The 13,939-nt window shown below is 44.5% G+C and carries 8 protein-coding genes and 2 pseudogenes; 4 read left to right on the forward strand and 6 right to left on the reverse strand.

Features of this window, described 5'->3' with window-relative positions; genetic code table 11:
• Window positions 1-14 precede the first annotated feature (14 nt).
• The 3 genes from HF888_RS00585 to HF888_RS00595 form a co-directional block, all read right to left on the reverse strand.
• Window positions 15-761 carry a substrate-binding periplasmic protein gene (locus HF888_RS00585; RefSeq protein WP_040297815.1) on the reverse strand — a complete coding sequence of 249 codons (747 nt, stop codon included), beginning with the start codon at window positions 759-761 and terminating at the stop codon, window positions 15-17.
• Between the two features lie 94 nt (window positions 762-855).
• Window positions 856-2,943 carry an ATP-dependent DNA helicase RecG gene (gene recG, locus HF888_RS00590; protein WP_007018130.1) on the reverse strand — a complete coding sequence of 696 codons (2,088 nt, stop codon included), beginning with the start codon at window positions 2,941-2,943 and terminating at the stop codon, window positions 856-858.
• Entirely contained in the window at window positions 2,928-3,830 is a 903-nt protein-coding gene (locus HF888_RS00595; protein ID WP_007018129.1) for a hydrogen peroxide-inducible genes activator, read from the reverse strand. The genes recG and HF888_RS00595 overlap by 16 nt, the downstream gene beginning before the upstream one ends.
• A 72-nt stretch (window positions 3,831-3,902) precedes the next feature.
• Here HF888_RS00595 and HF888_RS00600 point away from each other — a divergent pair, with 72 nt between their 5' ends.
• The 3 genes and pseudogenes from HF888_RS00600 to HF888_RS16785 all read left to right on the forward strand — a co-directional run.
• Window positions 3,903-4,760, forward strand: coding sequence for an SDR family oxidoreductase (locus tag HF888_RS00600; protein WP_007018128.1), 858 nt, complete (start codon window positions 3,903-3,905; stop codon window positions 4,758-4,760).
• Between the two features lie 147 nt (window positions 4,761-4,907).
• Window positions 4,908-5,195, forward strand: a pseudogene (locus tag HF888_RS16780) (DUF4372 domain-containing protein); the annotation flags it as partial.
• Window positions 5,187-5,600 (forward strand): annotated as a pseudogene (locus HF888_RS16785) (NAD(P)/FAD-dependent oxidoreductase); the annotation flags it as partial. The pseudogenes HF888_RS16780 and HF888_RS16785, both read left to right, overlap by 9 nt.
• Before the next feature lie 97 nt (window positions 5,601-5,697).
• Here the strand turns inward: HF888_RS16785 and HF888_RS00610 are convergent.
• Complete coding sequence (locus HF888_RS00610) at window positions 5,698-10,917, reverse strand: M26 family metallopeptidase (RefSeq protein ID WP_133308480.1); 5,220 nt, start codon at window positions 10,915-10,917, stop codon at window positions 5,698-5,700.
• 431 nt (window positions 10,918-11,348) lie between these two features.
• Here HF888_RS00610 and HF888_RS00615 point away from each other — a divergent pair, with 431 nt between their 5' ends.
• Window positions 11,349-12,500 (forward strand): IS4-like element ISOsp1 family transposase, encoded by a 1,152-nt coding sequence (locus HF888_RS00615; protein ID WP_007018125.1) that lies wholly within the window; start codon window positions 11,349-11,351, stop codon window positions 12,498-12,500.
• Between the two features lie 64 nt (window positions 12,501-12,564).
• Here the strand turns inward: HF888_RS00615 and HF888_RS00620 are convergent, their stop codons facing one another.
• Together HF888_RS00620 and mutM are read right to left on the reverse strand one after the other, a co-directional pair.
• Entirely contained in the window at window positions 12,565-12,891 is a 327-nt protein-coding gene (locus tag HF888_RS00620) for a hypothetical protein (RefSeq protein WP_007018124.1), read from the reverse strand.
• A gap of 87 nt (window positions 12,892-12,978) precedes the next feature.
• Entirely contained in the window at window positions 12,979-13,815 is an 837-nt protein-coding gene (gene mutM / locus HF888_RS00625) for a bifunctional DNA-formamidopyrimidine glycosylase/DNA-(apurinic or apyrimidinic site) lyase (protein WP_007018123.1), read from the reverse strand.
• Window positions 13,816-13,939 lie beyond the last annotated feature (124 nt).

Here is a 13,939-nt window from a genome sequence, read left to right on the forward strand (position 1 = left end):
GTTAAAAGAAAAGACTAGCGGCCGTATGTCCTCTCAATGACCTCTATTTGACCAGAACGCTTCACTTTGTCGTAGGCTTGCTGGAAGCCTTTAATGATTTGCGGATCCGTTTTCGGGTTAAATGCGATATAGAGTGGACTTGTTTTGAATACAAGCACATTTTTCAAACCGTCGATATCGGCGCTGTCTGAGGCTACATAGGGGCCCGATAGTTCGTCGGCTACCCATAAGTCTATTTGATTTAACATTAAGCGTTTAGGATTCACACTGTCATTGGCTAGTGCCGATATTTTAAAGCCTCTGTCTTGCAAATAAGTGGTCATAACATCGTCTTTGTAACCGCCGATATTGTATTGTTTTGCAGCTTCAAGGTTGTCTAGCTTAATGCTGGAGTCTGGTCGGGCAAATAGCGTCCAGCGGATCTCAGTTAAAGGTCCAACCCATTGAAACAGTTCTGATCGTTCTTGTGTTTTAGCTGTACAAAAAAGACCCGTGTTAGGCTTTTGCTTAGTTTTGCTCATGCCGTAGCTCCAATTACGCAGCTTCATGCGAACGTCTAGAGATACATGTTGCAGAATTTGCTTCACGATATCGGTACATAAACCTGAAATATCTTCAGCTTTATGCGCAAAAGCTTTTCCATCGGACGTCATGTTGTAGGGAGGAAATTGTTCTGTGTATAAAGTGACATCAGAGGCAGCCCACGAAGCGGCTGACATTAACATGGCTAGCAGGCCGTATTTTAAAGTTCGTATGTTCATATTGGTAGTTTAGTCGGTGTGTAGAATGCGGCGCGAATTCTAACGAAAAATATTTTGTGGTGCGCGTTTTCCAGAGGAAATTTTTAATTTGTTTTTAGACTTGACCGTAGCGCACGTTTTCACCGAGCCAGCGTTGTATTAAGGCGTCTACCCAGTGTGGATGTTGCTGCATAAGTTGTTGTGATAATTGTTGAATATCGTCGAGCAAATAGCCATCTCGCTGTAAGTCAGCGATACGCATTTGCATGAGACCGGTTTGTCGTGTTCCTAACACTTCACCTGGACCGCGGATTTGTAAATCAATCTCGGCAATTTTAAATCCATCACTGGTATCGCGCATGGCGTGCAAACGCTGTTTACCTTGCTGGCTTAATGGCGTTTGATAAAGCAATACGCAATGACTTTGTGCAGTGCCGCGTCCGACACGGCCTCGTAATTGGTGCAATTGGGCAAGACCCAAGCGCTCAGGATTTTCAATGACCATCAAACTGGCATTGGGTACATCGACGCCTACTTCTATCACTGTGGTGGCGACCAACAGATGCAAGTCGCCAGCTTTGAAGGCGGCCATAATGTCGGCTTTTTCTTGAGCTTTTAAGCGACCATGGACCATTCCAATTTTCAACTCAGGTAACGCATCTTGCAGAGATTGAGCTGTGACTTCGGCAGCTTGCGCTTCCATCTCTTCGCTTTCTTCGATGAGAGTACAAACCCAATAGGCTTGTCTCCCTTCTATGCAAGCGGCGCGAATACGTTCAACAATTTGATCACGGCGATCTTGATCAATGACCACAGTATTCACTGGACTGCGACCGGGCGGTAATTCATCAATGATACTGGTATCTAAATCTGCGTAAGCACTCATTGCTAGCGTTCGTGGAATGGGTGTTGCGGTCATGATGAGTTGGTGAGGGTTAATACTCTTGCCTTTCTCGCGCAGGGCTAAGCGCTGATGAACACCAAAGCGATGTTGCTCATCAATGATAGCTAAGCAAAGATTTTTAAATTCTACATCGTTTTGAAATAGTGCATGGGTACCTACGATCAATTGTGCATCACCCTGCTTTATAGCATTCAGAGTTGCCTCTCTGGCTTTGCCTTTGACTTTGCCTGCAAGCCACGCCATGGAAATCCCCAAAGGCTCCATCCAGCCTTGGAAATTCTTAAGATGCTGTTCTGCCAATATTTCTGTGGGCGCCATGATGGCCACCTGATAGCCTTGCTCCAAAACATGCAACGCGGCCATGGCAGCGACCAGAGTTTTGCCTGAGCCAACATCCCCTTGTACTAAACGAAGCATGGGAAAGCCTTTGGCAAAGTCGGCAACGATTTCTTGATTCACTCTTTGCTGTGCATTAGTGGGAGTAAAGGGTAATTGCTTGAGCAATTTGGCTAAGTAATCCTGGCTAGCAGGAATAGCCGGTGCCGCATGGCGCTGCATTTCTTCTCGCATTTTTTGCATGCTGAGGTTGTGGGCCAACAGTTCTTCTATGATCAGTCGATGCTGAGCGGGGTGGGCATATAATTCCATTTGATCAAGATCGGAACCGACCGGCGGTTGATGCAGGTAAAGCAATGCCTGCGCCAGGCTCGGCATATTTTTCGACGTTAACAGTTCTGCTGGTAACAAGTCTTCCACGCCCACGCCTTGTTTAATCAGTGCCACCACTTGGCTCATGAGCTGACGCCAGCGGATCTGCGCCAGTCCCTCGGTGCTCGGATAAATCGGGGTGAGTGTTTGCTCGGTTGGCGTATCATTGAGTTCATCCATGAACTGATACTCTGGGTGATAGAGTTCTAGCCCAGATTTACCCGGACGCGCTTCCCCAAAACAGCGAATCCGTTCGCCTTTTTTTAATTTGTTTTTTTGGGCGGCACTAAAATGAAAAAATCTCAACGTCAGTGTGCCAGTGCCATCTTGAATGCGCACAACCAATGAGCGGCGTTTACCGAATACCACGTCAGCGGCTTTGATATCCCCTTCGACTACCACGTCTAGATTGGCTCTTAAGCCACCGATGGGCGTAATTCGCGTACGATCTTGATAACGAAGTGGTAAATGGAAGGCTAAGTCTTGAACATTGTGGATACCCAGTTTGGCGAGTTTTTCTGCCATGGCTGGGCCCACATTCTTTAGCGCCGTGACCGGCGTTTCAACCAATGAATCTAGAACAGCTGACATAAACTCGCGGCTTGAGTAATTAAGTCCACAGCTTTGGGTCTTGGGAAACTAGCACGCCATGCGATCGCTACCGTTCGTGACGGCATGGGTTTGATGAAGGGCCTAGTTTGCAACACTTCACTTGGGTATTGATTGGTGCCAGTGGCGCTCTTTGGCAATACGGTTATGCCCATACCTGAAGCGACCATGTGGCGAAGGGTTTCTAACGAACTGCCTTCCATTACGGCTTTTAATTTACTGTTTTGATGCTTAGCCAGTGCTGGGCACATTTCCAACACTTGGTCACGGAAGCAATGGCCTTCGCCCAATAGTAGCAAGTCACTCTCAGGCAGTTCATCAGGATGAATGGCGTCTTTTTGCAACCACCGATGTCCATTGGGTAATAGAACTTCAAAGTGCTCATCATAGATGGCTTTTGTCAGGACATCAGGTTCGGTGAAAGGCAGAGCAATGATAATCACATCCAGCTCGCCTTCACGCAGTTTGCGTCGCAGATTTTTTGTGTAGTCCTCTTCGATGTAAAGCGGCATATCCGGAGCTAAGGACTGAACTTGTGGAATTAGATGCGGGAATAAATAAGGACCAATGGTGTAAATCGCACCGATTTTGAGGGCTCCCTTCAGCTGATCTTTGCCTCCTTGGGCGATTTCTTTCAGGCTCTTTACGTTTTCGAGCACTACATTCGCTTGTTGAACCACTTGCTCACCAAGCGGCGTAAGATTCACTGAGTTCTTGGAGCGTTCAAAAATACTAATGCCTAGCTCGCTTTCTAGTTTTTTTATAGCCACACTAAGAGTAGGCTGGCTGACAAAGCAGCGTTCAGCAGCACGGCCAAAATGTTTCTCTTGGGCGAGGGCGACAATGTATTTTAGTTCCGATAATGTCATGGTATTAATCTATTTAAGCCAGCCAATAGCTTATACCAATGAGCGAGTGAAACAAAATAGGGAGTAAGGCCTATGGCAAGATTTTTAATCGTCGGCAGTGGCGACATCGGTGGCGGGTTAGCCCGATCACTCAAACAGCAAGGTCATGACGTTTGGGGTATGCGCCGTAGCGAAAAGTCCATTGGCGAAGGCATTCATACGATCAGTGCAGACGTTTCAGATATGGAGACTCTTATTGGAATCCTACCAGAGAGAATCGATTATGTAGTCTATTGTGTAGCCAGCCCTGAGTTCTCCGAAGAAGGTTATGACAAATATTACGTCATGGGTTTACGCCATATTTTGGCGCTACTTAAGCAGAATCATGAAAGTCCTAAACGCATCTTTTTTGTCTCCAGTACCAGTGTCTATCCGCATCATGATGGCGCCGTGGTAAACGAAGAAACTGAACTGGAGCCCACAGCATTTGCCGGTCGTAAGATGTTAGAAGCAGAGTCAACATTGCTGCATAGCGATTTTACCGGAACCGTAGTGCGCTTCAGTGGTATTTATGGTCCAGGTCGCACAAGGCTAATCAATCAAGCAAAAAAAGGCGCTCATTGTGATCCTGAACCCGATGTGTGGACCAATCGCATACATCGTGATGATTGCATTGGTGTTTTATCGTTTCTCATTGAGCAAGACGAGAAGGGCACTGCTTTGGATTCTGTGTATTTAGCATCAGATCCAACACCGACGCCTATATTTGAAGTATTTGAGTGGTTGAAAGATCGCATAGGTGATGTGGAGCCCGACCATGATGTGCCCGAGGTGACCCGCCGCGGCAGCAAACGCTGTGATTCCAGCCGTTTAGTGAAACTAGGCTATCGCTTTAAGTATAAAGATTATCAGCAAGGCTATGATGAAATACTCACGGAAATGGGCTATTGATCAAGGTGAAATAGCAAACCCATGGACAATAAAAAAGGGGCTTGAAGCCCACTGCTGTCCCATAGTTTTGGGGTAGCACTAAAAAAGCCTGAATCAAATTGGTAAACTGGAGTTGCGAAACAAACAGCAATCAAAGGGATTCAGGCTTTGTCACATTCTAACACTGCTTTTCATCAACTGCTAAGACCTATTTCGAGACATGAATTTCAGTCTCTCGCTTCTAAGCACCATCGCGGTCAAAAATTGCGCTCTGCTACCCGCTGGGATCAATTTACGGCCATGGCTATGGCGCAACTCTCTGGTAGGCAAAGCCTTCGAGATATCGAAACCAACCTTCTCGCTCAGCAAGATAAACTTTATCATCTTGGGGCCAAGCCGATTGCTCGATCTACCCTAGCCAGAATCAACGAAAAACAGCCTGCTGAACTTTCTAAAGAAGGTCGTTTAATCTACGGCGGCGGCGTAACTTACGGCGCCCGTGAGCCGAAGAAAATTGAATCCATGATCGTGCCAAACATGTTGAAGACTTTCCCTCAACTAAAAGGCACTAAAGTAGACTTCGCTTGGACAGGTAACTTCTTACTAACCCTTATGCGTTTGCCTCAGTTCGGTCGTATCGGCAAGAACATGTACTACGCCCAAGGTTACTCAGGCCATGGTCTAACTTGTACTCACCTTGCTGGTAAAGTACTGAGCGAAGTGATTCAAGGGGACAGCCAACGCTTTGATGTGTTTGCGGGACTACCGCAATACCCATTCCCAGGTGGGCGCACTTTCCGCGTACCGTTTACCGCAATGGGCGCGTTTTATTATAACTTGAGGGATAAGCTGGGATTTTAATTACCTCAATAAATTCAACAACCTCAAAAAGCAAAACCCCATTAGCGCAAGCCAATGGGGTTTATTTTATTATCAGTTAAACATTAATTTTCATTAATTATTTAACGTAAGTCTTTTGTCTATTTGCTTGTTGCCTTGTTAACAAACTCATAAACATAAGCAGTATGAACCAAAGCGGTAGCGAACCACCACCACTGGAAGATTCACCTTCACGGTTATCCGGTTGCACAACTGGTTCAACAATATTGAACTCAATGGTGGCTGTATCGGTTAGGTTACCAATACCACTATCCACAACCTCAACCGAGATGCTGTAACTGCCAGCAGGAATATTATCTGGGTTAAAACTCAACATTTCACCAAGTGGGGCATTTAAACCAATATCGTTTAAGTCCCAAGTGATTGTATGGGTATCCATACCGTTACCATCTTGGATCAATGCCGTGATAGAAACCTGGCCACCGCCTTGAGTCACATTAGCAACCTCAACACCGTCTTGCTCCAGCTTAAGCTGAACAGTTGGCGCTAGGTTTTGATAGGTCACCGTAAGCTCGTGTTGTTGATTTGTTTCATCAATAGCAAATAGGCTTTCAATTTCCCCCTCACTTTCACTCGCTAATTGAGCAGATAATAAATCAACAACTAAAAGCTCGTCGTTTTCACTTTCATTATCTTCAATGATTAGAATCTCAATGAAGCCATCACGATTTAAAGCTTCCGCCTCACCCGCTTCAATTATCACCTGATGCTGCGCTTCAATATCAAAGCTATCATCTAAATCATTTTGATCAACATCACTTAATTGACTCACATTAAAATTCACCACCACAGGATACTCTGGAGAATCCCCTGTTAATTGAACTTTAATATTTGTGGTTGAATGCTCACCGGTTATTGAAGTGCTTTGTTCAAAGCGAATACGTGGATACACATTCACAACCAACTCATAAGGTTCACTGCGATTACCTGAGGTATCGATTGCTACTAATTGAATGGCTTGATGTCCTGCAGGTATTAGCATGATGTTGTTTTCATCAATGGCTAACACCTCACCATCTAAACTGCCTTCATAAGTAAAGACGGTATCCACCGCATCAACAGTTTGGAAGTGGTTTAAGAAAGTTTCATCCACTAATAACTCAAACGCATCACCATTTTCTGTTGTCACAGCAACCGGTGGAATAGTCGGTACGAAGACAATTTCAGGTGCGCCGTTATCGGCACCAAGATTAGGGTCGTTAATGTCATCAACACCGTCATTGTCGTCATCTGTATCGGCAACGTCACCTAGTCCATCGTTATCAAAATCACTGTGTTCTGTACGGTCTAATGGGAAGACATCATTAACATCCAATACACCGTCGTTATCGTCATCGGTATCGGCAAGCATGCCCAATTCTTCACAAGCGGTATCACACTGGTTTGGAATACCATCGTTATCAGAATCCAAACGACCACCCAGTGAAATCAATGGATAAGCATCATTAGCATCCGCCACGCCATCGTTGTCGTCATCGGTATCTGCAGCCATACCAAGTGTGGTACAGGCTTCGTCACAGGTATCTGGCGCACCGTCATTATCGGTATCTAAACGTTCACCTAGTGCAATTAAAGGGTAAGCATCATTAGCATCCAACACGCCATCGTTGTCGTCGTCAGTATCGGCAGTCATGCCTAGTGCGACGCAGGTTTCATTACACTGGTTTGGAATACCGTCATTGTCGGTATCTAAGCGTTCACCTAGTGAAATTAATGGATAAGCGTCGTTTGCATCCTCCACGCCATCGTTGTCGTTGTCGGTATCTGCAAGCATGCCCAATTCTTCACAAGCGGTATCACACTCGTTTGGAATTCCATCACTGTCGGTATCTAAGCGTTCACCTAGTGCAATTAAAGGGTAAGCATCATTAGCATCCAACACGCCATCGTTGTCGTCGTCAGTATCGGCAGTCATGCCTAGTGCGACGCAGGTTTCATTACACTGGTTTGGAATACCGTCATTGTCGGTATCTAAGCGTTCACCTAGTGAAATTAATGGATAAGCGTCGTTTGCATCCTCCACGCCATCGTTGTCGTTGTCGGTATCTGCAAGCATGCCCAATTCTTCACAAGCGGTATCACACTCGTTTGGAATTCCATCACTGTCGGTATCTAAGCGTTCACCTAGTGCAATTAAAGGGTAAGCATCATTAGCATCCGCAACACCATCATTATCGTCATCAATATCCGCAAGCATACCTAATGCTTCACAAGCACTATCGCACTCATTTGGAATACCGTCGTTATCTGTATCTAAGCGTTCACCTAGTGCGATTAAAGGATAGACGTCATTGACGTCGGCAACACCATCATTGTCGTTGTCTAAGTCAGCAGTCATGCCTAATGCTAAACAATCCTCATCACAACTATCTGGTGCTCCGTCACTATCTGTATCCGTCAAATCACCGATGGCAATCAACGGATAAGCATCTTGTGCATCTAACACACCATCATTGTCATCATCCCTGTCAGCTGCCATACCTAATTCGATGCAAGTTGCATCACAACTATCTGGTGCACCGTCATTATCTGTATCCGTCAAATCACCGATGGCAACCAACGGGTAAGCATCTTGTACATCTAACACACCATCGTTGTCATCATCTATGTCTTCCGACATACCTGTAACCAAACAAGCCTGGTCACATTCATTTGGGATGCCATCATTATCGGTATCCGGTCTACCTTCAAGGGGGATATACGGATAGGCATCTTGACCATCAACAATGAAATCTCCATCTGAATCTCGATAAACTTCCCCTCTAAACACCATGGCTGGTAGCTGACTACTATTGCCAAAATCCCAAAGTTTCAAACCATTAAGCATGGCTTGATTCCAATTTTTAAACAGGGTGACCCCACTCGTTAAACCTTCTGCTGAACCATCAGAGGAGACACAATTGCTATTCCCTGAGTGTGTATTCGCTTGAATGGCACATTGCAGTACTGCCAGTGATAGCCCTACATAACTTCTATCTTCAGACTCGCGAGAACTAATCGATAAGCCTGAAGCATCTTCGGCCCAGTAGCTATTTTCAATTATTGAAGAAGAATCTACGACACCAACCAAGCCTCCTGCGTTAACACCATCATAACCAGTCACAAAGCCAGTATTAAGACCGTTAATAATACTGATTCGGAGAGGAGTATTTTCATATTGGTATGCACCGCTGGAGTATCCCACTAGACCTCCTACACGATTATCCCCTGTAATCGACCCCGTGTTTAAAACATTTTCCATGTGGCTGTCCCTTAAGTACCCCACTATGCCACCTATTATTTGACTCCCCTGTACGGCTCCAGTATTAAATACATTTTCGATCCTGCTTAATTTACTATACCCTACCAATGAGCCAACATAATTAGCTCCTTGTACACTCATCAGCGATCCACTTAACCTAAGATTACGAATCACTGCATTCTCAGCAGTAGCAAATAAGGCTTGGTAATCAGTACTCTGATTAATTAGTAAATTGTGAATCGTATAACCATTACCTTCGAAAGTACCTGTAAATGGGTGAGATCTACCACCAATCGCAATCCAGCCCTTTCCATCATTCCAGAAGTCATCACCGATACCCAAGACACCATCTTGACTAGTATCAAAATCTAAATCGGTTAATAGCTCATAACCATGACAGCGCCTCATTAGTACGCTTTCATATGTAACTAAAGGGCATCCAGACTGATCTAAGCTTCCTCTATTCTCCATTCGTAAACCATTACCATCTAACTGATAACGTATCGCGTTAAGTTGCTCAAGGTTATATATATCTACCAAGCCATTACTATTAGCATCAATATCTATTGAGCCATTTCCAGAATCATCATTATCGACATGATTTTTTATACCGTCGTTATCAGTATCATTAAGACTGCTATCTAATGTAAGTCCTGAATTATTTTTACAACTAGTGTCACAACCTTGCGCCCAACTATCTGGCAGACTATCTAAATCCTCATCTTGCCAAGCAGCATCAACATTTGGGAATTGATCTAAAATTAAACCTGACTCCTCTCTACAAGTAACATCACAATTTGAGTTCCAATTATCCGGGTAACCATCCTTATCAGAATCTTTACTTACCGCAATGTTGAATGGAAAGTCGTCTTTAAAGTCTGGAACAGTATCGTTATCAGTATCTCGATAAGCATTGCCATGCATGTTTGGAGCCGCTATTTGAATATCAGAACCAAAATCCCAAAAGGGCTGACCATCAAATTGAGCTTTATCCCAATCTTTGAATAAGATCGGAGTAGAGCCTAAGTAAAAGCACCTGTTGGCACCAGAAATATTGGCTTGCTCAGCACATTTTAAATCCTCTAGTGATAAGCCGAAGTAACTTTTGGTAGTACGCGCATCAGGTCTACCACTACCATAACTATCCATTTCCCCGCTCGCATCTGTAGCCCAATAACTGTTCTCTACCTTCAAATCTTCAACATAGTAAGGCCCATGAGAAGCGAGAATCCCACCAGCATATCCATCTACACTTCTGTCGAGAGATAGCTTCCCTATATTTAAGCCGTTGCGAATGATACTTTGTTCAAGATCAGCCCTAGTCGCAGAATGCCCCACTAATCCACCTGGATAAGCACCATATACTGGACCACTATTAAAAGCATTTATCAAACTACTACCATTTGAAAGCTCCCCAACCAAGCCACCCGCATAACCTAGCTCACCTTCTATTTGACCATCCGTCACTCTCGCTCTTACGCTGCCCGTATTAAATACGTTTTCAATATGAGTATTATTTGCTGTTGCAACTAAAGAACCAGATCTAAAACCACCCCTCACATACATAAGCGGACCCGATAAACCAATATTTCGTATTATTGAATTTTGCACGTAACCAAATAAGCCAGAATAAGAATCGAAATTAAAAACTCGCAGGTTTAGGATGACATGCCCATTCCCTTCAAAAGTCGCATCTCTCAAACTAATTGGGGTCCAATAATCATCATTAGTGTCTTTATAATTAATGACTCCATCCTGATTGGTATCAAAATCTAGATCCTTGGTTAGCTCAAAGCCAAAACAGCCAGCTGCCGGACAACCTGCACTACTGCCATAAAGACTTATTCCGCTAGTGTAACGTGGGATTGCTATAAGATCGCTAATATCGTTAATTTCGATTAAGCCATCATCGTCTAAATCGTAATCAGAACGACCATCAGCGGCATAGGAACATATTGAGGTTGATAATAATGCAGCGTAAACACTGCTTTTAAGTAAAGAAGGCAAATAGGACTTGCCGGGACGTTTTTTGAACATCGCTTCATTCCATTGAAAAATTTGCAGCATCCTACCAATTTGAAAAACACATTGCTGTAGTTAATATCGTACAAATAATGAAATGGGACTCATTTCACGGTTACAAATAAGCCTTATGACTTAGAAATGAATAATTTTCACTCAAGTAAAAGATGACCTCTCATATCACTTTGCATGATCAGGGGAAGTATTGATACCGCAAGCAGGGCTCTCTCAATACCCTTTCCGCGTACCGTTTACCGCAATGGGGGCGTTCTACTACAACCTTCGCGACAAGTTAGGCTTTTAAGCCAAGCGCTTGAATAGACCCAATAAAAAAAGGAAGGCAATACCCACTGCTGTCCCACAGTTTGGGATAAATGAGAAAGCCTGAATCCAAATTGTTAGAATGTGATTATCGAAAAAACATCTAATAACAAGGAATTCAGGCTTTGTCGCATTCTAACACCGCTTTTCATCAGTTGCTAAAACCTATTTCGAGACATGAATTTGAAAGCCTTGCATCTGAGCATCATTCGGGTCAAAAACTGCGCTCTGCCACTCGCTGGGATCAATTTACGGCCATGGCTATGGCGCAACTCTCTGGTAGGCAAAGCCTTCGAGATATCGAAACCAATCTTCTCGCTCAGCAAGATAAACTTTATCATCTTGGGGCCAAGCCGATTGCTCGCTCCACCTTAGCTAGAATCAACGAAAAACAGCCTGCTGAACTTTACCAATCTTTGTTTTACAAGCTTCTTGGTAAAACTCAAAACTGTCCTTCGAATCACAAGTTTCGCTTTAAAAATCCACTCTATTCGCTGGATGCCAGCGCCATAGATTTATCTTTGAATATTTGCCCTTGGGCTGAACATCGTGACGATACATCCAATGTAAAGTTAAGTGTGGCTTTGAATAACGGCAGTCAAATTCCTGAGTTCGTAGCGATTAGTGATGGGAACGAAAATGACATGATTGAAGGTCGCAAGTTTGACTTTCCAGCCGGCAGCATGGTGGCCCTCGATAAAGGCTATATTGATTACGAATGGTTTGGAGACCTTACAAATAAAGGGGTTAGCTTCGTCACACGATTGCGTTCGGGAAGTGTTTTTAGCGTGTTAGAGCACTTAGGGTCAAACCCCGATCAAGGTATCTTAAGTGATGAAAGAATCGAATTAACGAGTGTTCATGCCAAAAAACGAAGCGAGCCAGAGTTGCGTCTGGTTCACTACATCGACCAAGAAAGCGGACAGCTATACCATTTTGTCACCAACAATTTTCAACTGTCTGCGAGAACCATCGCAGCTATTTATAAAGATCGCTGGCAGGTGGAGCTGTTCTTCAAAGCCATTAAACAAACACTCAAAATCAAGAACTTCGCAGGGTATTCAAAGAATGCTGTTTTAACTCAAATATGGATCGCTATGATCATTTATTTACTGGTATCCATATCGAAACACAGCGCTAAAACGGGCTGGACGGTATTGAGAATAATGAGGGTGTTTCAGGTGAATTTATTTGAGAGAAAAACGCTAAAATCGCTGCTACAACCGGATCGGCCTATGGGGAAACGAAGCGAACCTCAGATGAGGTTCGCGATATGAGTCAAAACTGTGGGACAGCAGTGGCTTGAAGCCACTTTTTTAATGAACAAGTAACTCCAATGGTTTACTCGTCTTCGAAATCAATCTTGCGGCCATTATTGGTGCAGCCCAAGCATCGAACGAAAGTAGCTGCCGCTGGCTCCAAAATAAGCACTTCTGCCGCATCTCCAGCGTTACCGCCTAATAGACTAAATGGCAAAGTGACGGTCCAAATAGCGGTACCAATAACCGTGGCAACGAGGGTAATTGGGCGTACGATAAGGCCATCAAATACCATCGCAGCGGCAGAAGGGGTTTCATCAATTTCTTGCGCCTGAGAGTGCATTGGCAGCGCGAACATAAATAAAGCTGCGAAAATCATGAAGGTTTTCTTAACACTGGCAAACATCATTCTTATATTCCTCGTCATTAGGCGCTTGCTGCTGAATAGCGACTTAACTATAACAGCTTTCAACATGACCTGTTAATACTCAGGGTGTCAGCGTTGGCACTTTGTGCAATAAAAAGTACTGCGTTGGCCCTGCACAATCTGCTTTATAGGTTGCTGACATTGAATACAGCCTAGGCCTTCTCGGCCATACACGCGCAATTCTTGAGCAAAGTAACCCGCTTTGCCATCACTGCTAGTAAAATCTCTCAGTGTTGTACCGCCTTGCGCGATGGCGTTATCTAAAACAATTTTAATGGCGCTGACGAGTTCTTGGTATTTTTTCTTGCTCACTTTACCAGCGGCTTTTTTGGGATTGATGCCAGCCAAGAACAGCGATTCACTGGCATAAATATTACCAACGCCTACGACAATTCGCTGATCCATGATGAAGGTTTTGATGGCGCTGCTACGGCCGCGACTTTTGGCGAAAATGTAATCGCCATTGAAGGTATCACTTAACGGTTCTGGCCCCAGGTGTTGTAAGCGGCTGTCTACTTCGTCGGCTGCTTGCCAAAGGCACGCGCCAAAGCGTCTTGGATCATTAAAACGCACTAGGCAGTCATCAAACTCAATATCAAAGTGCTCGTGTTTTTTGGGGTCTGGATAAGGTTTGGCATTAATCACACGCAGCGAGCCAGACATGCCAAGATGGATAATCAAAGTGCCGAGCAGATCCTCGCTTTTGCCCGCCGCAATATCAATTAATAAATACTTGGCGCGACGGCGCACCGCTTGCACGCGATTGCCGGTTAATAAAGTGGCCAGCTCAGTAGGGATCGGCCAACGCAATTGTGGCTGACGCACGTGGAAGGCTTTGATCTGATGGCCAATAATATGCGGCTCGATTCCGGCGCGGGTCGTTTCGACTTCGGGTAATTCAGGCATGGCTCGTTATCTGCTTTGTTATTACTAGGTTGTCAATTATCGCTATGGGTTTACGTAACCTAACGCGTATTGGCTCCCAATATGACAGGCATAAAAAAAGCCCGACTATTGCTAGGCGGGCTTT

This window comes from Bermanella marisrubri, from assembly GCF_012295615.1.
GTDB classification, from domain to species: domain Bacteria; phylum Pseudomonadota; class Gammaproteobacteria; order Pseudomonadales; family Oceanobacteraceae; genus Bermanella; species Bermanella marisrubri.

Bases quoted from the DNA above. Each gene is read 5' to 3' on its own strand.
- HF888_RS00585 (WP_040297815.1), bottom strand. From the start codon at position 761: ATGAACATACGAACTTTAAAATACGGCCTGCTAGCCATGTTAATGTCA.
- recG (WP_007018130.1), bottom strand. From the start codon at position 2,943: ATGTCAGCTGTTCTAGATTCATTGGTTGAAACGCCGGTCACGGCGCTA.
- HF888_RS00595 (WP_007018129.1), bottom strand. From the start codon at position 3,830: ATGACATTATCGGAACTAAAATACATTGTCGCCCTCGCCCAAGAGAAA.
- HF888_RS00600 (WP_007018128.1), top strand. From the start codon at position 3,903: ATGGCAAGATTTTTAATCGTCGGCAGTGGCGACATCGGTGGCGGGTTA.
- HF888_RS00610 (WP_133308480.1), bottom strand. From the start codon at position 10,917: ATGTTCAAAAAACGTCCCGGCAAGTCCTATTTGCCTTCTTTACTTAAA.
- HF888_RS00620 (WP_007018124.1), bottom strand. From the start codon at position 12,891: ATGATGTTTGCCAGTGTTAAGAAAACCTTCATGATTTTCGCAGCTTTA.
- mutM (WP_007018123.1), bottom strand. From the start codon at position 13,815: ATGCCTGAATTACCCGAAGTCGAAACGACCCGCGCCGGAATCGAGCCG.